The organism is Hymenobacter sp. HDW8 (assembly GCF_011305775.1).
Lineage (GTDB): Bacteria > Bacteroidota > Bacteroidia > Cytophagales > Hymenobacteraceae > Hymenobacter > Hymenobacter radiodurans.
In genome coordinates this window covers 48,103-67,711 of sequence record NZ_CP049908.1, presented here as the reverse complement: position 1 = coordinate 67,711, position 19,609 = coordinate 48,103, and the positions used below count along the sequence as shown (strand labels likewise).

Here is a 19,609-nt window from a genome sequence, read left to right as displayed (position 1 = left end):
GGGCCCTTGCTGCTGGCAAAGCGCAGCGCCCACTTTTTATGAATCACCACTTCAATCTTACATGTTAGAACGCCTGATTTCCTGGTCGGTGAACCACCGCTTCTGGGTCAGTCTGCTTGCGGGCTTGCTGGTGGCGGGCGGCGTGTATTCTATTTACACGACGCCGGTGGACGCGCTACCGGATTTGTCGCAGAACCAGGTCATCATCTACACGGAGTGGATGGGGCGCAACCCGCAGATTATGGAGGACCAGGTGACTTACCCGCTGGTGTCCAACCTGCAGGGCGTGCCCCGGGTTAAGTCCATTCGCGCCGCTTCCATGTTCGGTATGAGCTTCGTCTTTATGATATTTGAGGACGACGTGGACATCTACTGGGCCCGCTCGCGGGTGCTGGATCGGCTAAACTACGCGCAGAAGTTCCTGCCGCCCAATATCACGCCCTCCCTGGGGCCCGATGGCACGGGCGTAGGCCACGTGTTCTGGTACACGCTGCAGGCCCCCGACTACAACCTGGGCGAGCTGCGCGCCCTGCAGGACTGGTACGTCAAGTTTGCCCTGCAAAACGTGGAGGGCGTAAGCGAAGTGGCTTCCTTCGGTGGCTTCCAGAAGCAGTACCAGGTGAGCATCAACCCCCACAAGCTGCTCTACTACGACATCCCCCTGACCAAGGTCATCAGCGCCATCAACCGCAACAACCGCGACGTGGGCGGCAGCCTGTTCGAGAGCAACCGGGCCGGCTACCTGGTTAAGGGCCTGGGCTACATCAAGAGCGTCGAAGACATCCAGAACATTCCCCTGGGCCAGTACAAGTCCGTGCCCGTGCGTATCCGCGACGTGGCCACGGTGCAGATGAGCGCCGACTTGCGCCTGGGAATCGCCGACGAAAACGGCGAGGGCGAGGTGGTAGGCGGCATCGTGGTGATGCGCTACGGCGAAAACGCTAAGGAGGTCATTGACCGGGTGAAAACCCGCCTCGCTGACGTGGCCAAGGGCCTGCCGCCCGGCGTGAAATTCAAGGTGGCCTACGACCGCAGCGACCTGATTATGGCCGCCATCGGCACGCTGAAGGAGACCATTTCCGAGGAGCTGATTGTGGTGTGCATTGTGGTGCTGGTGTTCCTGTTTCACTTCGGCTCGGGGCTGGTGGCCATCGTCAACATTCCGCTCTCCATCCTTATCGGCTTCATCCTGATGAAGCTGTTCGGGGTCTCGTCCAACCTCATGTCGCTCGGCGGCGTGGCCCTGGCGGTGGGCGACCTGGTGGACTCGGGCATCGTGATGGCGGAAAATGCCTACCGCCAGCTCACCGACCGGGTGGTGGGGCCGGACCAGCCCAACGACGCCACCTGATGATGGAGAAACAACGCATTGGCCACACCCGTGAGCTGCCCGAAGCCGAGCGCATCCGCCTCATCGAGCAGTCGGCCCGCACCATTGGCCGCGCCGTGGTGTCGTCCATTCTCATCACGCTCGTCTCATTTGCCCCCATCCTGCTGCTGACGGGCCAGGAAAAAAAGCTGTTTACGCCCCTGGTGCTCACCAAGAGCTTTTGTCTGGTGGGCTCGGCCCTGGTGGCCGTGCTCATCCTGCCCATGGCCCTGCGGGTGCTGCTCAAGGGCAAGCTGATTCCTAATAGCCGCAACCCGGTGTCGCGCTTCTTCACCGGGGTGTTCGGGCCGGTGGTGCGGCTGGCGCTGCGCTGGAAAAAGACGGTGCTGGCCCTGGTGCTGGCCCTGGTGCTGGGCAGCATTCCGCTGGTGCTGAGCACCGGCACCGAGTTCATGCCGCCGCTCGACGAAGGCTCACTGCTGATGATGCCCACTACGCTGCCCGACGTGTCTTACGCCGAGGCCAAGCGCATTTTGCAGGTGCAGGACAAGCTGCTGATGGGCTTCCCGGAGGTGGCCAACGTGCTGGGCAAGGCCGGCCGGGCCAACACGGCCACCGACAACGCCCCGCTGAGCATGATTGAAACCATCATCCTGCTCAAGCCCCGCGACCAGTGGCGCGACGGCATGACCACGGAAAAGCTGATTGCGGAAATGAATCAGCGGGTGCGCATTCCGGGCGTGGCCGTGGGCTGGACCCAGCCCATCATCAACCGCATCAACATGCTTTCTACCGGCATCCGCACCGACGTGGGCGTGAAAATCTACGGCGCCGACCTGGACAGCATCTACGTACTGGCGCAGCAGGTAAAGCAGGCCATCAGCGGCATTGAGGGCCTGGCCGACCTCTACGTGGAGCCGCTCACGGGGGCAAGTACCTGGAAATTGCCGTGCGGCGCCACGAGCTGGCCCGCTACGGCCTGGACGTGGACGACGTGGGCGTGCTCATCGAAACGGCCCTGGGCGGAGCCCGCATCGGCACCACGGTGGAAAAGCGGGAGCGGTTCACCATCAACGTGCGCCTGGCCCAGGACTTCCGCAACAACCTGCAGGAGCTGGGGCGCGTGCCGGTGCAAACGGCCCAGTACGGCCCGGTGCCGCTCTCGGCCGTGGCCGAGCTGCGCATCACCGAGGGGCCGGCCATGATCAACTCGGAAAACGCCCTGCTGCGGGGCACGGTACTCTTCAACGTGCGCGGCCGCGACATGGGCAGCGTGGTGAACGAGGCCAAGGAACGGGTGGCGGCCCACTTCCCCCGCCTGCCCCAGGGCTACTATATCGAGTGGAGCGGGCAGTACGAAAACCAGGTCAGTGCCCAAAAGCGGCTCCAGCTCATCATTCCGGGGGTGCTGCTCGTCATCTGCTTCATTCTCTATTTTACGTTCAAGGCCATGCGGGAGGTGCTTATCATCCTCTCGGGCATCCCCTGGCTTTGATTGGGGGCGTGTACTCGCTGCACCTGTTCGACGTCAACTTTTCGGTGTCCGTGGCCGTGGGCTTCATTGCTCTGTTCGGCGTGGCTATGGAAACGGGGGTGCTCGTAGTGGTGTACCTCAACCAGGCCCTGGGCGACTTGGTGCGCTCCCGCCAGCCACCGGCTCTGCCAGATGGGGCGGCCCCGCCGCTCACTGCCCCGCCACCACCCGATGCAGCAATGCCCGGAGTGCCCGCGGGGGTCGTGGCCCCCGCGCCGCCAATGCCACCGATCACGCAGCAGGACATTGAAAAGGCCGTGTACGCCGGCGCCGTGCTGCGCATTCGGCCGGTGCTGATGACGGTAGTGGTGGACATGCTGGGCCTGTTTCCAGTGCTCATTGCCACCGGCGTGGGCAGCGACCTGATGCGGCCGCTGGCCCTGCCTTACGTGTTCGGCCTGGTCACGGCCACCCTGTACGCCCTCGTGGTGGTGCCCGCCCTCTTTGCCCTGGTGAAGGAATGGGAATGGCGCCGCACCGGGCAGCTGACTTACCTCACCCTCCATGATTAACGCCATGCCTCGTCTGTTGTGTATCCTGCTGCTGGGGGCGGCCCTGAGCGGGCCCGCGCCGGTCCGCGCCCAAGTTCAAGCTCCCGCCGCGCCCACGCTTTCCCTGGCTCAGGTGCTGGCCGGGGTGGAAGCCAGCTACCCCTCGCTGACGGCCTACCAGCGCCGCATTCAGGCCCTGGATGCGCGGGCGGCGGGGGCCCGCAGCCAGATGCCGCCGCAGGTGGGCTTCGGGCTAGCCCAATATCCCTACCGCACGGCCATCCTCAAGGAAATGGACTCACCCGAAAATCAGGCTGGTATGGTCGTGTCTGTCGAGCAGATGCTGACCAATCCCGCCAAGCTCAACGCCCGGCGCGACCTGCTGCGGGCGCAGGGGCAGGTGGTGCGGGCCGAGCAGCGCGGGCAGCTCAACGAGCTGCGCGCCGGGGCCAAGGCGGCGTATTACCAGCGGTTCGTGGCCGAGCGCAAGCGGCGCGTGCTAAGCCAAAGCCGGCGCACCCTGCAGCGCGTGGTTGCCCTCACCCGCGACCGGTACACCTACAACCAGGCCGCGCTGGGTACCCTGTTCAAAGCCGAGGCCCAGCTCAAGGAGCTGGACAACACCGACGCCACCCTGCTCTCGCTTATTCGCGAAGGCAGCATCGTGCTCAACACCCTGCTGGGCCAGCCCACCGACCGGGCGTTTGCCCTCGACACCGCCCAGCTGCTGCGCCCTGATTTCGCCGACACCACGGTGGCGCGCCGCAGCGACCTGGCCGCCGGCGAGCGGATGATTGAAGCCACGCGCCTAGAGCAGAAAATTGCCCGCCTAGGCCGCAAGCCCGACTTTGGCGTCCGCTTCGAGCACATGCAGATGACACCGGGCATGGCCAACCGTTACACCCTGATGGGTATGGTCACAGTCCCCATCGCGCCCTGGTCGGCCCGCCTGTACCGGTCCGAAGAGCAGGCCGTGGCCCTGCAGCTCGACGAGCAACAGCTCATGCAGCAGGCCCTGCGCCTACAAGCCCACCGGGCCGTGGCCGAAAAGCGCAGCCAGCTCCGGGCCGGCCACGAGCAGCTGCACAACTACGAAACCGCCATCCTGCCCGCCTACCGCCGCGCTTTCGAGGTGCAGAACCTGGCCTACGGCCAAACCACGGGCAACCTGTTCGTGCTGCTCGATGCCTGGCAGATGCTGCTGATGAAGCAGATGGACTATTGGGACACCTACGGGCAGGTCCTCGCCCTGCAAGCAGCCTACGACTATGAAACCGAGCAATAACTCGCTATTCTCGGCCGCCAACCTCACCGGCTGGCGCACGGCCCTCGTGCTGGGCGTCAGCGTCCTGGCTGGCTGCGGCCGGGATGAGCCACTGGCTGCCTCCGGTGCTAAGCCTGAACCAGTCACGGTGTCGGGGCTGCCTGCCTCGGCTGACCATCTGCTGCAGTCACCCAGCCGGCTAGTGGTATCCGCGCAAGCGTTGGTGGCACCCGTTGGGGCCGGCATGGCTGACTCCATTGCCCTGACCGGCTACGTGGCTCCCGACCCCCGGCGGCAGCGGCAGGTGAGCGCCCGCGCGGGCGGCCGCGTGGAGCGCCTGTACGTGCGCTACAACTACCAGCGCGTGCAGGCCGGCCAGCGGCTGCTCGACCTCTACAGCCCCGAACTCAACACGGCCCTGCGCGAATACCAGTACCTGGTGGCCCAGGGCGTGGACGCGGATTTGCAGCAGCGCAGCCGCGCCAAACTGCAGCTGCTGGGCGTGTCCGCCAGCCAACTGGCCAGTGACTCTAAAAACGCCACTCCTACGCTGCTCATTGTCAGCCCCTACGCCGGCTACGTCGTGCCGAGCCAAGTGGCCCCAGCGGCGGCCATGCCGGCGGCGGCCGGGGGCATGGGGGCTACGGCCACTGACGATGGCATGGGTTCCGCGCCGGCCGCGCCGGCCGCCGGCGCAACCGCCCCCGCCGCGGGGAGTGGGCTGCGCGAAGGCGGCTACGTAGCCGTGGGCGACCCGCTCTTTACCATCAACGACCTGCGGCAGGTGTGGGGCATCCTGGCCGTCGAAGCCCGCTACGTGGACCGCGTGCGGCCGGGCCAGCGGGTCCGGCTCCGCAGCGAGCTGAACCCCGGGCAGCTCATCGAAGCGCGGGTAGCCTACATTGAACCCGCCTTCGCCCCGGACCAGAAGTTCCTGCAGGTGCGCGTGTACCTGGACAACGCCGCCGGCCAACTCAAAGTCAACTCCCTGCTCACCGGCACGCTGGAAGCCCCGGCCCCGCGCGGGCTGCAGCTACCAGCATCCAGCGTATACGACACCGGGCGGCGGCACCTGGTGTGGGTGCACCGCGGCACGACCGCCGCCGGCCGCCGCCTTTTTGAGGCCCGTACCGTCACCACCGGCCCGTTGGGCGGGCCGATGGTGGCCATTCTGGCGGGCCTCGGCCCCCAGGAAAAAGTGGCGCGGGAAGCCGGCTACCTGGTCGACAGTGAAAGCTTTTTAGACCCCCAAACGCCATGAGCCCGTACCTAAAAGCCGACTTTCGAATGCCACGCGGCCTGCGGTGGCTGGCGCTACTCCTGGCCCTGACCAGCGGGCTGGGGGCTTGCCGATCGCGCAAAACAGCACCGGATGCCCAAGCACCGGAACACGCCGGGATGGCTACGGATGCCCATCAGCAGCACGGCAAATCTGAAACGACACGGGACACGCTGGGCATCGACGCGGGCCAGCAGGCGCGCGCGGGCCTGCAAACCCGCTTGGTAACGACGACAAGCCTGCCCGCCGAGCTGCTGGTACTGGGCACCGTGGCGGCCGACGAAAACAGCACCGTGGTGGTCAGCGCCCGGGTCGATGGCCGCCTCGACCACCTGTACGCCAATACCCCGGGCCAGCTCATCCGGCGCGGCCAGCCCCTTTACGGCCTCTACAGCGAGCAGCTTCTGAGTGACGCGCAGGAATACGTGCGCATGGGCGGTGCGTCGTCCTCGGCGGGAGGCAAAGCCGCCGCCGCCAAGCTCCGCCTGCAAGGGGTCAGCGCCGCCCAGATTGCCGCCCTTAACGCCGGCCCCCTGCCGGCCACGCTGCGCTTCGACAGCCCGGCCGGCGGCTACCTGGGCGAGCTGCTGGTGCGCGAGGGCCAGTACGTGACGCGCGGCACGCCGCTGCTGCGCATTACCAACGCCGCCACGGTGTGGGTGGAGGCCCAGCTCTACGCTTCGGAGCTGCAGGTGCTGCGCCGGGTGGGGCGCCTGCAGGTGGAAGTGGAGGCCTACCCCGGCCAGCGCTTCGAGGCCCGGCTGGTGGACGAGCGGCCCGTGCTGGAAGAAGACCGCAAGATTAACCTGGTTCGGCTGCAGGTGGCCAACCCCGACGGGCAACTGCGCCCCGGCATGATGGCCACGGTACTGGTGGGCCAGCGGGCCCGTTCCTCCACCGCCGCTCCCGCGACGGCCCTCAACGTCGGCAACATGACCACGGTGTGGGTGCAAACGGCCCCCACCGTTTTCGAGCGGCGCATGGTCCGCACGGGCCTGCAGGCCGGCGGCAACGTCGAGATTTTGAGTGGCGTGACGGCGGGCGAGCGGGTCGTTTCCTCCGGGGCGTACCTGCTGGAAAGTGAGCGGGAGCTGCGGCGCGGCGGCGGGGCTATGGCCGGTATGAAGATGTAATCTACCGGCCCGGCGTGCAGTCCTGACCGTTAGTAAGTATTCTCCCCCTTATCTCCATGGATTCCACTGCCTGCCCCTGGCACAGCCTCGAATTCACCGCCGCTGCGTTTTGCGAGGAGTCGGTGTGCGGTTGGGTGCGGCAGCCCGGCAACACGGTCTCCAACCTGGGATTTCTACTCGGGGGCTGGCTTATTTACCGCCACGCCCGGCGCCACGGCCACGCGCACCTGGTGTTGCTGGCCTACATTTCGGTGGTCACGGGCCTGACCTCGGCCTTTTTTCACGCGTCGGAAACGCGGCTCGGGGCCATTCTCGACTTTTCCGGCATCTACCTGGGCTCGGCCTACATGTTTGCCATGAACATCCGCCGGCTCACGCGCTGGGGCAAAGGGCGCATCGGGGCCGTGTATCTGCTCTTTTTCGGGGTCTCTTTTGCCCTGCTGCTCATCGACCCGGACCTGTCCCGCCAGTTCTACGCCCTGCAGAGCTTTGCCTGCTGCGTCGTGCTGGAAGCCATCTTGTTCTTCACCCAGAAAGTCCGGCCGGACTACCGCTGGTTCGGAGCCTTTTGGGCCTCGTTTCTGCTCGGCTACGGGCTGTGGCTGCTGGATGTGCAGCACCTGGTGTGCGACCCCACTAACCACTGGATTTCCGGCCACGCCCTCTGGCACTGGCTCGACGCGCTGGCCCTGTACTGCGTGTACCGGTTGTACACCCAATTCCAGCTCCTGCGATTTGAAGACAGCCGTCCTTAAGAGTTAATTGCCAACCGCGCCAGGGGTGCACAGCAACCATAATACAGCCTCAACCTAACCTGTGGTCCGACGCGGGCTACAAATCATGCAAGCCCCAAGCTTAATTCTGTACCCCTGCCGGCGCACCCCGCGCTAGTTTTGGGTGTTCTTATATCGAACCCGCCCGCCTAGGGCGCTACCTTATTCCTTCCATGAAAACGCTCCAATTCAACACCAACATCAACTGCGGCGGCTGCATTAAAGCCGTGACGCCCACCCTCAACGGCGAGAAAGCCATCACCTCCTGGCAGGTCGATACGGCCAACCCCAACAAGGTGCTGACCGTGACCGGCGACATCACCGAAGAGCAGGTGCTGGCCCTGGTGGAAGATGCCGGCTTTAAAGCCGAGAAGGCCTAAACTCTCTTTTGAGTGCTACCCACGACGTACGGACCGTGGCTTTTCTTCAACTACCCCGCGGCCGTACCGGCGGGCCCATCTTAACCACTAGAACCGATGAAACGCAAGATGATGCTGGTCGGCGCCGCGGCGCTGCTCTCCGGCGGAGCCCTATTTGGCTTCACCAGCCCCGCATCCACTGCGGCTGACTGCCCACTGAAGGGCACCCCCGATTGCCCGCTGGTACAAAACTGCGTGCAGGCCGGTACCCCGGCCTGCATGGCGGGCGCCCCAGCCTGTTGCGCCGCCAAGTAAGTGAACCCAAAGCGTGACTGCGCTAATGAATGAGAAGGAATGTCCAAACACGAATTGGGCATTCTTTTTTTTGCTTGACGGACACCCCTAGGGGCGTGGTTATTGCTGAAAATCGTGAACTATGCTCCCTAAAGATCTCACCCGCGACCTGAAAAGCCGCCTGAACATGCTGGCCGGCCAACTGCACGGCATTGTCAAAATGCTGGACGCGGAAGCCACCGAGCCCGAGCAAATATTGGTGCAGTTTAAGGCCGTGACCAATGGGCTGGGCAGCGCCGAGCACCTGCTGCTGGACGAGGTATTTCGCAAAAGTTTAGCCCTGCAACTCGTGGACGTGGTGAGCGCCTGCCCCGGCAACTGCCAGGACGCCGGGCGCATCGAGGAGTTGCGGCAGCAGTTCCCGAACCTGACGAATGCCGAGCTGACGCAGAAAATGCAGGAGCTGCGCGAGATTGGCGGCCGGCTGGAGCAGCACAATTCCAAGGGGGAGAAAAAAACAGGAAGTAACGCTTGACCGATACCCGGGGAGCGGGCCGAGCTTTGTACTATTACTTATCAACGCCCTTCCATGAAACGCATTATAGAAGTTTTCACCGCCGGGTGCCCCTTGTGCAGCCCCGTGGTCGAGTTGGTTAAAAGCACCGCCTGCAGCAGCTGCGACATCATCACCCACAACCTGACTGAGACCGAAGCCGGCAACCCGGCCCTGCGCCGCGCCCGCCTGCTGGGCGTGCAAAGCCTGCCCGCCGTGGCCGTCAACGGTACCCTGCTGGCCTGCTGCCAAACCGGGGCCATCACCAAGGAAGCCTTGGAGGCCGCTGGAATTGGCCAGGCGGCTTAGCCACTTCACCCTTGCAGGGCCCGGCCTGCGTTTACTCATCGGCCTGGCTGCCGTATCCGGCCGGCTCACTCAAACCCTTTATTGTATGAAACAGAAAGTGTTGATGCTCACCTCTGCGGTTCTGCTGGCCGGCGGGCCCTGTTCGGCTTTGCCAGCCCCAGCAACACGACGGACTGCCCGCTCAAAGGCACCCCAGAGTGCCCACTGGTGCAAAACTGTCCCGATAAAGGAACAGCCGCTTGCACCTTGGCTGGAGTGCCCGCCTGCTGTGCCGCCAAGTAAGCGGCTCCACGCTTGGATGAAACGCCCGGCCCTGTGCCGGGCGTTTTTCTTTTAGCGGCCCACCAAAGCCGCTCAAAGCCGAGTCCGGCGCGCTTGAAATTATGCAACCGGGCGACCTTGTGTATGCAAACATTGGGGCGAGCTGACCACGTATGGAAGCACAAGGAAAAGCACCGACCACTTGGCTAGAACTGGCGGTCAGCGCTTCTCTCCCTCGCCCTCCGGGAACGGTCCCCCGCGCTGCTGCTTGCGGTGAGCCGGGGTTTTCTCGTGTACCAGCCTTATCCCATTCGGCTCTATGTTTTCAGATTTTCCCAATCTGCACCCCTTGGTGGTGCACGTGCCCATCGTTCTGATTATGCTGGCCGCCGCCCTGCAGGGCCTGCTGGTGTATCGCAACTGGCCCCCGGTGCGCTGGATAACGCTGGGTATCATGGCCGGCGGCTTTGCCGGGGCCCTGGCGGCTAGCACGGTGTTCCACGCGGCGGCGGCTGGTTTGTCGCCCCGGGCGGCCGCGGTCTACGCCGCCCACGAGCAGTACGCGGGCTATACCCTGTGGCTATCGGGCATCACCCTGCTGCTGGCTGGCGTAGGCCGATACTTTAAGATTGAGCGCCGGTCCTACGAAGGGCTGGTGCTGGTGGTGGCCGTGGCCGCGGCCGGCGCGCTCTCCGTGGCCGGCCACCGGGGTGCCCAGTTAGTATACGTGGAGGGCGTGGGCCCCAAGGGCAACCTGCTCGATAAAAGCCACGGCCACGGCGGGGAGGAAGCTATGCCCGCTATGGACATGCCGTCGCCCGGCACCGACGCGCCCCACCTGGATCCTGTACCGCACGACCCGCCGCCCGCGGGCCCGTCGGCCAGCGGCTCGCCTAACCAGGCCCAACCCGGAATGGAGGGCATGAACATGCCCCCTCAACCGCGCGGCGGCCAACCCTCGCGGGCACCGGCGGCCGGGGCCCCGCGGCCAGGGGCCAGGGCGGATATGCCGGGGATGAATATGCCCGGGATGAGCACGCCGCGTTCCTCCGCCCCGGCTCCCGGCCGTAAAGCACAGCCCGCACCGATGGACATGAGCAACATGCCGGGCATGGACATGGGTCCTGCCCGCTCTAAAAATACGCCCCGGAATCAGCCCGCCATGGGCAATATGGGTACGATGCCGGGCATGGAGAACATGCCCGGCATGCCGCCCGCCGGCGGCCAAAAGCCCGCCACGACCCGCCAGCCAATGAACGACATGCCGGGCATGCCCGGCATGAAAAAGGGCGAACCCATGCCTAGTATGGGCGATACGAAGGGAATGGAAGGGAAGGGCGCGGGGACAATGCCGGGCATGGCGATGCCCAGTCCCCTGGACAAGTTTCGCTTCGAGGACAACAACCCGGCGCGCAACCAACCCAAAAGCAGTAACTAATTGACAATGAGAATACTCTTTCTACTGGCTGCGCTGCTGGCTACCTTGCCCGCCTGGGCGCAAAGCATGTCCGGCATGCGCATAGCTAAGGGCACCGAACCCCACCTGACCCAGTCCGCACCCCCGGCCGCCGAGCTACAAGGCAAAGTCGTGACGCCCCGCAGCAGCTACGTGGGCAAGCGGGTGGAATATGACCTATACGTCGACGAGCGCCTGGTCAACTTCACCGGCCGCACCCGCCGGGCCATCGGCATCAACGGCCAGATTCCGGCCCCCACGCTCACCTTCAACGAGGGCGACACCGCCGTGATTCGGGTGCACAACCAGATGCACATGGAAACTTCCATTCACTGGCACGGCCTGCTGCTGCCTAACGAGCAGGACGGCGTGCCTTACCTGAACACGGCCCCGGTCGAGCCGGGCGGCACCCACACGTTTGTATTCCCCCTGATTCAGAGCGGTACCTACTGGTACCACTCCCACACTATGCTGCAGGAGCAGGACGGCGTCTACGGCTCCATTGTCATCCACCCCAAGCGTATTCCCTACGAGATGAAGGAGTATGTGCTGGTGCTCTCCGACTGGACCGACCACAAGTCCAAGGAGGTGCTGCGCTACCTCAAGCGCACGGGCGAGTGGTTTGCCGTGCAGAAAGGCGCCACCCAGAGCTACGGGGAAGCCCTGGCCGCCGGCTACTTCAAGGACAAGCTCAAGCAGGAGTGGGGCCGCATGCCGGCCATGGACCTGACCGACATCTACTACAACAAGTTTCTGACCAACGGGCAGGAAAAAGGGTATTTCAAGGACGCCAAGCCCGGGGAGGTAGTGCGCCTGCGCGTCATCAACGGCAGCGCCTCCTCGTACTTTTTCCTGCAGTACGCCGGCGGCCCCATGCAGGTGATTGCCGCCGACGGCATCAACGTGGAGCCCTTCCCGGTCAACAAGCTCGAAATTGCCACGGCCGAGACCTACGACCTGCTGGTCACGGTGCCCACCATGGGCGCGGCCGAGTTTCGGGCCACGGCCAACGACATCACGGGCTACACCTCCACCTACATCGGGGAGGGCGAGCCGATGAAAGCGCCGGACCTGCCCCGCATCAACTACTTCCAGATGATGCGCGAAATGAACAGCATGGAGGGCATGAGCGGCATGGACATGGGCGGCGCCGGCATGACCAAGCAGCAGGGCGGTGGGGAAATGAAAGGCATGGACATGTCGGGCCAGAAGCCAGCCAGTGGCTCGCCGATGCCGGGGATGGACATGCAGCACGGGGCGCCGCCCGCCACCACGGCGCCCTCGCCGCAGAACCGGCCGGAGAATGCCCAGGAAAAAGCCGGTAAAAGCATGGGCAGCATGCAGGACATGGGCGGCATGTCGGGCATGGACATGGGCGGCATGGCCGGCATGAGCGGCAGCGCCGGCGACTTCAATTACAATATGCTCCGGGCTCTCAACCCTACCACGCTCGATTCCACCAAGCAGTGGCGGGAAATAAACCTGACCCTGACCGGCAACATGCTGCGCTACGTGTGGTCGTTCGACAACAAGACCCTGTCGCAGGCCGACAAGATTCCCATCCGCAAGGGCGAGAACGTGCGCATGACCTTCACCAACACCACCATGATGCGCCACCCCCTGCACCTGCACGGGCACTTTTTTCGGCTCGTCAACGCCCAGGGCGCCTACTCGCCCATGAAGCACACCTTCGACATTCAGTCCATGGGCAAGGTCACCATCGAGTTCGACGCCAACGAGGAGCAGGACTGGTTTTTCCACTGCCACATCCTCTACCACATGATGGCTGGCATGGCCCGCGTCATCAGCTACGAGGGAAGTCCGCAGAACGAGTACGCCCGCACCGACTACAAGGAACTGAAAAAGGAAGACAACCGGCCCTACCTATGGGCCGACCTGATGGCGCACTCGCAAGGCACTTTTCTAGAAAGCACCCTCTCCAACAACCGCCACGCGCTGGAGTTCGAGGGCCGGGTGAACTACCAGGGCAACTTCGAAACCGAAACCCACCTGCTGCGCTACCTCGACAACCGGCAGTTTCTCGCCGCGTTCGTCGGCTTCGACTACCGCAACAACCGCACGCTGCTCGCGGAAGGCGAACGCAACACCAAAAACAACCGACGGGTATTCGACGTGGGAGCCTATTACCTACTACCCCTGCTCGTGCGCTCGGAGCTGCGCCTGGACAGCAACGGCCAGGTGCGCCTGCAGCTGGAACGCACGGACCTGCCTCTGAGCAACAACTTATTCGCTGACCTGCTGGTGAACACGGACCGGGAGTACAACCTTACCTTTCGCTACATGGTCAGCAAGTACGTGTCGTTGAGCACCAACTACGACAGCGACTACAAGTGGGGGCCGGCCTGACCATTCACTACTAATCCGGCCTATTGTAGTCCAATGCTGCCCTTGCCTGTTGTCCGCCTCATCCTATCCATCGCTACCGGCCTGGTGCTGGTAGTGACCGGTTGCCGGTCCTCCGCTATCGTCCCTACGTTTTTACATACGGGCGGGTACCACCCCCGCGGCCAGTACCGCGCGTCGACACGACGACGGCCGTCACCGTCCAGGAGCAGCCCACCACCCTGCCCAGGCGGGTAAAGGCGGAAGGGCGGCCCCAAGTCGCGGACACGGGGGACCACGTGCGCAGAGCGAAAAAAGAGCCAGCGGGCGAGCCGGGCCGCCGGTATGCCAGAGCAACGCCCGGGGATACCGTGAGCAGCGCTACCCGGCCGGTGGCCCCGCGCGGGCCCCGCCAGTACGCCTCCCCCCAGTTATTCCGCGCCCAGACGCTGGTGCACTATAGCCTGCACTTTGTTTTCCCGGTCGTATTGGCGCTGGTGTTTTTCCCCGTGATGTGGCAAACCGCTTACCTGATTATGTTGGCTACAATGCTCATTGACTTGGACCACCTACTAGCCAAACCCATCTTCGACCCGTTGCGCTGCAGCATCGGGTATCACCCGCTGCACTCCTTCTATGCCATCCCGGTGTATGCGCTACTGCTGCTGCTGCCGGCGACGCAAATGGTGGCTGTGGGGCTGCTGTTCCACCTGTTCACGGATACGGTGGACTGCTTGTGGAACTTCAGCCACTGCCGCGAGTGCTACCTCAACTCCCGTATTTATGCCTTGCGCAACTGGGTGCGGAAGCTTCTGGGCCGGGAGGTGGTTGAGTAGGTTAGAACAGAAGAAAGGCTTGAATGGAGGCAGTACTTTAACAGTCATTCCGGAAGTCAGGCAACAAAGAGAAAAGGAGGAGCCCACGCTTGTTACCGGCTCCTCTTTTTCTCTTTGTAATCCCTCAGAAAGTGTCGCTGGCTGTTTCCCTAATCCTGGCAGATACAATGGCACTAACAATAGACTCGTCCATTTCGAAGACGCATTGGAGGGACGCCGGTCATGTAGTATCCCAAAACCTGCTTAAAATGACAGCTCCTCAACCTGGGATTATAGGTAGCAATTAGGAAGTCTTATCACAACCTGCTATTTATCAGTTAAGGACTGATAATATAGATTTTTCAAACCTAATGAAGTTTGAATGGGATGGCCATTCGGCTCAACCAATAGAGATTGTATGAGTTCCTGTGGATGCTGCACATTTTGGATTATAAAGGCGAGGCAACTTGGGAAACTTGCTTTAAAAGCTTTTTCGGTGTCAAGGATGAATATGGTTTTCTAGGGGTTACATTTTCGATGTTTCATTGCCTTCTCCTTGCAAAAGGAAAGGGAATTTAGAAAAATAAAAAAAATGATTAGCTGATTTTATGAGAAATAATTGGTTTCGAGGTTGTAAATTTTTTTTGGCTGTAATACACGCAGTCGCGGTTCTTTCGTGCCAGAAGGGAGTCGATAAAATACCCGTTTCCATAAAGGCTAAAAGCAAAGCCCAGGAGGTGGTAGACTTATCTATAAAAGCGCACGGCGGCAAATTGTTTGATAAAATCTTGGTTCGCTTCACCTTCAGAGAAAGGCAGTATACAGCTTTTAGAAATGATGGCTTTTTTACCTATACAAGAGCTTTTAGAGATTCTTCTGGCCATGTGAAGGACGTACTGCAGAACAACGGCTTTTACCGTGAAGTGAATGGCAAAAGGATTGACCTGTCAGAAGATAAAAAACTGGCCTACTCAAACTCTGTAAACTCTGTTATCTATTTTGCCTTATTGCCTTATGGTCTGAACGATGCCTCTGTCCACAAACAGTACCTGGGGCAGTTTATGCTGAAAAATATTCCTTTCCATAAAATTAAGGTAACGTTCAACCCGGAAGGGGGAGGAATTGATTTTGATGATGAGTTTGTGTATTGGATACACCCCCAAACATATAAAGTACACTATCTGGCCTATAGCTATAAAGTCAATGGAGGAGGGCTGCGGTTCAGGGAAGCTTTTAACGACAGGGAAATCAACGGCGTGGTGTTTCAGGATTATATAAATTTTGAACCCCTGTCTGACACCGCTTCGCTGGAACACTTGGACAAAGCTTTTCTAACCGAGAGCCTTAAAAAACTTTCCGACATTCACCTGGAGAATATTTTGGTAACCATCAACAAATAATGAAGACAACCTATTTAAACCTATTAGCAGGTGCTTTGGCAGTTGTAGCAGTTGTAAGCTGTAACAATCCCAGCCAACACAGAGATGAAACCCAGGCCAAGCTGACTACAAAAGCAGATGATAAGGAACAAATCTCTGCCTCTACGGAATCTCAGCCAGATACCATCAAGAAAAGTATTCCGTCAGAAACCAACGGAAAGATAGGCAAGGCCAACGTGCAGATTAACTATCACTCACCGGGTGTGAAAGATCGGACAATCTGGGGCGGACTAGTAGCATTTGACCAAGTATGGGTGACTGGGGCACACAAAGCAACTGCTGTCAAGTTTGATAAGGCAGTAAAAATTGACGGAAAGGAAGTGGCAGCAGGTACTTATGCCTTATTCACTATACCGGGGAGAGAAGAGTGGACCATCATCCTGAACAAAGATTATGAGCAACACCTGGCAGATGACTATGATCAGAAAAAAGACGTTCTGCGGGTAAAGGTAAAGCCGAAAACGCTTGATCAACACCAGGAAAGACTTAAGTACGAGATACATGCTACTACTACCGAAGAAGGAGCAATCACCATTTCTTGGGAGAAAGTCCAAGTTTCCTTGCCAGTAAGCACGAACTTCTACTAAGTATTGTGGCAAGGGCAAACAGTTAGAGTTCCTTTCCTAGATAGGCAAAAGTACTGGCATGAGCGGCGCTTTCCTTTTACATAGGGTGCTGCAGGTGGTTGTTCCAATGGCTATTGCGTGGTTGTTCTATCAGTCAATATTCAAGCGAGCCACCTTGTTGCTGCTGGCAGGGATCCTGATAGACTTAGACCACCTGCTGGCCAATCCAATTGTTGATCCCAACCGGTGCAGCGTAGGGTATCACCTGCTGCACCAATACTGGCTTATCCCAGTGTATGGACCAGGGCGTACGCATCAAAAATTCTAGACTTCTTTTCTAGCTTGTGAGAGCATACTGAGTTCGAAAACCTGAATGCTATAGCTGATTGGAAAACGGCACTAGCGCCGCAAAGGCACTTCGCTAGGTTTGATGCGTAAGCCCTGATCAACTACCCGCGATAAGGACTGATAAGACCCTTTATTCTTATCGGTCCCTATCCTAAGAGTAGCAATCCACCTTTCCGCTGGAATTACAGCGAAAGACGGTATCTTTTCCGCCTTTACTAGGGGACTGCCATGACTGAATTCAAAAACGATTTGCTTCAACTCGCGCGTCACTTGGGTATAGCCGAGGCGGAGTTTGCTGCCGTTGGTATTCATTCTTGGCCTGCTATTATGCACCGGATAAAAACCACCTTTTTTATCCAATCCGAATCTAGTACTTCCTATTCTTGGTCTTGGGATAACCTAAAAAAACCGTACTGCCAAGTGCCCTTTGCGAATGGGCAGGCTTATAAGGTTTTACCGAGCCTCGTTGAGGACTCGGAGAAGGTATGGTTCGTAGCGTGTGACACGAAGTTCTGGCTCTTTGAAGGCACTGTCCGAGCCATCCAGCTTCTGATTCAAGAACATTACGCCTTTGAGTATTATCTCGTCTCTAAAAAGTATGCGTGGCTATTGTGCGAAACAGACCATGACGTTCTGCTTGGTGCAGGAAGCATGATGGCCAAGATGCGCCCGCTGCTTTCGCCTATAAGCTAAGTGGATAAATGCCGAGGCTATCGCAGTAAAGTTATGCATTGCGTCAGCTGAAAAGTTGAATGGTATCTACCACTATTCCCAGACCTTGCCTATAACTCCGATTATGTCAAGCGATATTTCTGCGAACATAAGTTCGATCTTAACGAAGGAAGATCTTCGTTAAGGTCTAATTATGCCTCTCAAGATCTTACTATGAAAAGAACGATTTATGTCGCCGTTGGGTGTAGCCTTGGTGCTGCACTTGTAGGTTTAGTAGCCGGCTATCGTCTAGCAATCTATAGGCAAGAAGAATTTTTTAGTTTAGAGAACGACATTCGCAGAGGAGCCAATGTGGATTACGAGGACACCTTGGTCAATGCCTCCGTTTTTCGCACCCAACTGCGGGAGACGCCTAACCTGGATACTGTATTCGCGCGGGTGCCTTTTCTAGCAAAGTGCATCCGGGTTCTGTGGCAGGATTCGGTAGCATTAGAGGCTATATCCATTCCTGCCCCGGGCGAGGACAACAACTTCTATCTGATCCGGGGTGATTCTATTACCCAACTATGGATGCGTCCGCGAAAAACCCGCTAGACTTCATCGGTCTTAGAAGGTAACGTTATGTTAAAAAGAGCATCTATGAACTTAGTTATGCAGGACAAAAGGCATTTCGGCCTGACAACAGGCGATGCCATCCGCTTGCTCGTCATTCATCTGCTTACCGCGATGCTAATCCTGTCCCCGTTTTTGCCCGGTCCCAGTGCCTTTAGCCAAGCGACGAATGCCCTCTTTAGTGTTTTTCAGCTCCTAAGCTTGCCCTGCCTGCTCCTCGTGCCCGTCGGCTTGCTATGGCTGTGGCACCAGCGGCGGCAAGCTAAGGCCACGCGCCTTGGCTTTTACCCACTGCTCGTGTGTACCCTACCCGTGATGCTATTCGTGCATAGTATCGGCAGTGCCCAAGTGCTTCGTTCGTGGAGCAGAAGCAGAGCCATCACCCGCAGTGCGCCGCTGTTGGCTGCGTTGGCAACCTACCAGGCAAAGCACCAGCGCTATCCGGTTCACTTAACCGAACTAAGTCCGCGCTACTTACCCCAGCTTCCTAGTCCCGGCGTGATGGGCATCGCAGGTTATGCGTATGAGACGCATCCGGACTGCTTCCAGCTCACCTTCGCCCAGAACGTGTTGTTAGGCTTTAACTTTGAAGTAGTGGCCTATGACCCGAGCGACCATCACCGGGCGCAAGGCGAGCTGTCCACGCTCTCTTCCGCCGGTGCCCCGCACTGGCAGTATTACATCTATGATTGACCAGGTACCGAGCCGCAACGGGTTTGATCAAGAGGATAGGTTTGCCGTCGTATAATGGCCATTATGATAAGTGACTTCTTAAATTTTGTATTGGTGTGAGAGCAGCGGTTGCTATCACTATTTCATGCAATTTGCTACGTATGAATCAACACCTTTACCTGTTCCTGGAATCCTTTCTGAACAAGCATTCCAAGAAGCAATGGTTGGACCAGGTGAACCGGGCCAAGCCGAGTGATAACTTGCTTCGGGGGATGGATGCCTTACCCCGAGAATTCGATGAGCGCTACTGCGTCAAACTAGCCAAAGGAAGCAAGCAGCAGGATATTGCTTTCGTAAACCAAGCCCTTGCCCGGTATAAGCTGACCACCTGTTATGTGCTGTCGGCTTACGCACCGTTGCATGAGCAAACGATGACAATCAGCGAAGCGCTGGACACGATCGTAGGGGATAGCTCCACGACGCTTATCTCCTTCATCGCGGGCAAAGTAGCCTATTTTGAAGGGCATTCGCCAGGGGACCGTTACCTCTGTATTCGCGAAGTATAATTAAGCAAAAGCGTTAGTTCATCTTCTGCGTTAACTCAATCGCCCAGCAGAATCAAAAACCCTTCTGTTTCCGGAGATGATACGCCCGCTTGTATCTCCTGCAACGCGTTAGTTGGGTAGCCCCGTTGCTGGGCCATCTCGATTAACTTTTGCCACTGGGTAAGGTATAAGCGGGCCTTGCCATAGGGATCAACCGGAATACCCGTGGTTTGCCCATACGCATAGAGTAAGTCCTCCAAGGGAGTATCAATTGCCAAGCTACCGAGGTATTGTTTCTTTTGTCCTGCCTGCCAGTAAATGTCTAGTCCCATAATGGCGCTTGGGTTGCATTTGTGAAAGGTACGCTAGTTAGACAAAAGGCAGAAAAGGCGCATCTGTCAGCTTGGCGGGTTTCGCGGAATCCTTTCTTAACATAAGATAGGTTATAAGAGCTGTCTTAGAATAAGTGCGGTTTTGGCCCTGTTGTCTCTGGCCTCAAACCGTGGTACTTTGGCGGGGACTAGGCTCCCATAGGGGCGTTTACGAAACTCGTTTTTTCGG

20 protein-coding genes and 1 pseudogene are annotated in these 19,609 nt (G+C 59.5%); 19 read left to right on the top strand and 2 right to left on the bottom strand.

Annotation, left to right across the window (positions count from 1 at the left end):
• Window positions 1-61 precede the first annotated feature (61 nt).
• The 7 genes and pseudogenes from G7064_RS22825 (at window position 62) to G7064_RS20350 (ending at window position 8,184) form a co-directional block, all read left to right on the top strand.
• A complete protein-coding gene (locus tag G7064_RS22825; RefSeq protein WP_133271136.1) occupies window positions 62-1,351 on the top strand; it encodes an efflux RND transporter permease subunit in 1,290 nt (429 codons plus the stop codon).
• Window positions 1,351-3,376, top strand: a pseudogene (locus G7064_RS23360) (efflux RND transporter permease subunit). Before G7064_RS22825 ends, G7064_RS23360 begins: the two are co-directional and overlap by 1 nt.
• Complete coding sequence (locus G7064_RS20370; RefSeq protein ID WP_166075253.1) at window positions 3,369-4,640, top strand: TolC family protein; 1,272 nt, start codon at window positions 3,369-3,371, stop codon at window positions 4,638-4,640. Before G7064_RS23360 ends, G7064_RS20370 begins: the two are co-directional and overlap by 8 nt.
• Entirely contained in the window at window positions 4,624-5,880 is a 1,257-nt protein-coding gene (locus G7064_RS20365) for an efflux RND transporter periplasmic adaptor subunit (RefSeq protein ID WP_166075251.1), read from the top strand. The genes G7064_RS20370 and G7064_RS20365 overlap by 17 nt, the downstream gene beginning before the upstream one ends.
• A 137-nt stretch (window positions 5,881-6,017) precedes the next feature.
• Window positions 6,018-7,031: an efflux RND transporter periplasmic adaptor subunit gene (locus G7064_RS20360; protein ID WP_166075250.1), complete on the top strand. Its 1,014-nt coding sequence runs from the start codon at window positions 6,018-6,020 to the stop codon at window positions 7,029-7,031.
• Window positions 7,032-7,087: 56 nt separating this feature from the next.
• Window positions 7,088-7,786: a ceramidase gene (locus G7064_RS20355; RefSeq protein WP_261990499.1), complete on the top strand. Its 699-nt coding sequence runs from the start codon at window positions 7,088-7,090 to the stop codon at window positions 7,784-7,786.
• Window positions 7,787-7,977: 191 nt separating this feature from the next.
• Window positions 7,978-8,184, top strand: coding sequence for a heavy-metal-associated domain-containing protein (locus tag G7064_RS20350; protein ID WP_133271128.1), 207 nt, complete (start codon window positions 7,978-7,980; stop codon window positions 8,182-8,184).
• Between the two features lie 80 nt (window positions 8,185-8,264).
• Here G7064_RS20350 and G7064_RS20345 read toward each other — a convergent pair whose 3' ends face one another.
• Entirely contained in the window at window positions 8,265-8,525 is a 261-nt protein-coding gene (locus G7064_RS20345) for a hypothetical protein (RefSeq protein ID WP_133271127.1), read from the bottom strand.
• 74 nt (window positions 8,526-8,599) lie between these two features.
• Here G7064_RS20345 and G7064_RS20340 point away from each other — a divergent pair, with 74 nt between their 5' ends.
• From G7064_RS20340 to G7064_RS20290, 12 genes are all read left to right on the top strand, one after another.
• On the top strand, window positions 8,600-8,992 hold the full coding sequence (locus G7064_RS20340; RefSeq protein WP_133271126.1) for a metal-sensing transcriptional repressor: 393 nt from the start codon (window positions 8,600-8,602) through the stop codon (window positions 8,990-8,992).
• Between the two features lie 54 nt (window positions 8,993-9,046).
• Window positions 9,047-9,319, top strand: coding sequence for a glutaredoxin (locus G7064_RS20335; protein ID WP_133271125.1), 273 nt, complete (start codon window positions 9,047-9,049; stop codon window positions 9,317-9,319).
• 580 nt (window positions 9,320-9,899) lie between these two features.
• The gene (locus tag G7064_RS20330) at window positions 9,900-11,018 is read left to right on the top strand and encodes a DUF2231 domain-containing protein (RefSeq protein WP_133271123.1); all 1,119 of its coding nucleotides are present in this window, start codon (window positions 9,900-9,902) and stop codon (window positions 11,016-11,018) included.
• A 6-nt stretch (window positions 11,019-11,024) separates the two neighbouring features.
• A complete protein-coding gene (locus tag G7064_RS20325; RefSeq protein ID WP_166075248.1) occupies window positions 11,025-13,403 on the top strand; it encodes a multicopper oxidase domain-containing protein in 2,379 nt (792 codons plus the stop codon).
• Window positions 13,404-13,504: 101 nt separating this feature from the next.
• Window positions 13,505-14,215: a DUF6122 family protein gene (locus G7064_RS23155; protein WP_317128344.1), complete on the top strand. Its 711-nt coding sequence runs from the start codon at window positions 13,505-13,507 to the stop codon at window positions 14,213-14,215.
• A gap of 587 nt (window positions 14,216-14,802) precedes the next feature.
• Window positions 14,803-15,594 carry a DUF6503 family protein gene (locus tag G7064_RS20315; protein WP_133271121.1) on the top strand — a complete coding sequence of 264 codons (792 nt, stop codon included), beginning with the start codon at window positions 14,803-14,805 and terminating at the stop codon, window positions 15,592-15,594.
• Window positions 15,594-16,220, top strand: coding sequence for a DUF2911 domain-containing protein (locus G7064_RS20310; RefSeq protein WP_133271120.1), 627 nt, complete (start codon window positions 15,594-15,596; stop codon window positions 16,218-16,220). Before G7064_RS20315 ends, G7064_RS20310 begins: the two co-directional genes overlap by 1 nt.
• 58 nt (window positions 16,221-16,278) lie before the next feature.
• Complete coding sequence (locus G7064_RS22575) at window positions 16,279-16,527, top strand: DUF6122 family protein (protein ID WP_133271119.1); 249 nt, start codon at window positions 16,279-16,281, stop codon at window positions 16,525-16,527.
• 248 nt (window positions 16,528-16,775) lie between these two features.
• Complete coding sequence (locus G7064_RS20305) at window positions 16,776-17,240, top strand: DUF6756 family protein (RefSeq protein ID WP_133271118.1); 465 nt, start codon at window positions 16,776-16,778, stop codon at window positions 17,238-17,240.
• Window positions 17,241-17,570: 330 nt separating this feature from the next.
• Entirely contained in the window at window positions 17,571-17,813 is a 243-nt protein-coding gene (locus tag G7064_RS20300; protein WP_133271116.1) for a hypothetical protein, read from the top strand.
• Window positions 17,814-17,858: 45 nt separating this feature from the next.
• Window positions 17,859-18,524 carry a hypothetical protein gene (locus G7064_RS20295; protein ID WP_133271115.1) on the top strand — a complete coding sequence of 222 codons (666 nt, stop codon included), beginning with the start codon at window positions 17,859-17,861 and terminating at the stop codon, window positions 18,522-18,524.
• Between the two features lie 140 nt (window positions 18,525-18,664).
• Entirely contained in the window at window positions 18,665-19,069 is a 405-nt protein-coding gene (locus G7064_RS20290) for a hypothetical protein (RefSeq protein WP_133271114.1), read from the top strand.
• A 35-nt stretch (window positions 19,070-19,104) separates the two neighbouring features.
• Here G7064_RS20290 and G7064_RS20285 read toward each other — a convergent pair whose 3' ends face one another.
• Window positions 19,105-19,380 carry a hypothetical protein gene (locus tag G7064_RS20285; RefSeq protein WP_133271113.1) on the bottom strand — a complete coding sequence of 92 codons (276 nt, stop codon included), beginning with the start codon at window positions 19,378-19,380 and terminating at the stop codon, window positions 19,105-19,107.
• Window positions 19,381-19,609: the final 229 nt, after the last annotated feature.

Excerpts from the sequence above, each read along its gene's own strand:
- G7064_RS20370 (WP_166075253.1), top strand. The coding sequence starts at position 3,369 with ATGATTAACGCCATGCCTCGTCTGTTGTGTATCCTGCTGCTGGGGGCG.
- G7064_RS20290 (WP_133271114.1), top strand. The coding sequence starts at position 18,665 with ATGAATCAACACCTTTACCTGTTCCTGGAATCCTTTCTGAACAAGCAT.
- G7064_RS20315 (WP_133271121.1), top strand. The coding sequence starts at position 14,803 with ATGAGAAATAATTGGTTTCGAGGTTGTAAATTTTTTTTGGCTGTAATA.
- G7064_RS20365 (WP_166075251.1), top strand. The coding sequence starts at position 4,624 with ATGAAACCGAGCAATAACTCGCTATTCTCGGCCGCCAACCTCACCGGC.
- G7064_RS20360 (WP_166075250.1), top strand. The coding sequence starts at position 6,018 with ATGGCTACGGATGCCCATCAGCAGCACGGCAAATCTGAAACGACACGG.
- G7064_RS20295 (WP_133271115.1), top strand. The coding sequence starts at position 17,859 with ATGAACTTAGTTATGCAGGACAAAAGGCATTTCGGCCTGACAACAGGC.
- G7064_RS22825 (WP_133271136.1), top strand. The coding sequence starts at position 62 with ATGTTAGAACGCCTGATTTCCTGGTCGGTGAACCACCGCTTCTGGGTC.
- G7064_RS20330 (WP_133271123.1), top strand. The coding sequence starts at position 9,900 with ATGTTTTCAGATTTTCCCAATCTGCACCCCTTGGTGGTGCACGTGCCC.
- G7064_RS20355 (WP_261990499.1), top strand. The coding sequence starts at position 7,088 with ATGGATTCCACTGCCTGCCCCTGGCACAGCCTCGAATTCACCGCCGCT.
- G7064_RS20325 (WP_166075248.1), top strand. The coding sequence starts at position 11,025 with ATGAGAATACTCTTTCTACTGGCTGCGCTGCTGGCTACCTTGCCCGCC.
- G7064_RS20305 (WP_133271118.1), top strand. The coding sequence starts at position 16,776 with ATGACTGAATTCAAAAACGATTTGCTTCAACTCGCGCGTCACTTGGGT.
- G7064_RS20335 (WP_133271125.1), top strand. The coding sequence starts at position 9,047 with ATGAAACGCATTATAGAAGTTTTCACCGCCGGGTGCCCCTTGTGCAGC.
- G7064_RS20285 (WP_133271113.1), bottom strand. The coding sequence starts at position 19,380 with ATGGGACTAGACATTTACTGGCAGGCAGGACAAAAGAAACAATACCTC.
- G7064_RS20310 (WP_133271120.1), top strand. The coding sequence starts at position 15,594 with ATGAAGACAACCTATTTAAACCTATTAGCAGGTGCTTTGGCAGTTGTA.
- G7064_RS22575 (WP_133271119.1), top strand. The coding sequence starts at position 16,279 with ATGAGCGGCGCTTTCCTTTTACATAGGGTGCTGCAGGTGGTTGTTCCA.
- G7064_RS20350 (WP_133271128.1), top strand. The coding sequence starts at position 7,978 with ATGAAAACGCTCCAATTCAACACCAACATCAACTGCGGCGGCTGCATT.
- G7064_RS20340 (WP_133271126.1), top strand. The coding sequence starts at position 8,600 with ATGCTCCCTAAAGATCTCACCCGCGACCTGAAAAGCCGCCTGAACATG.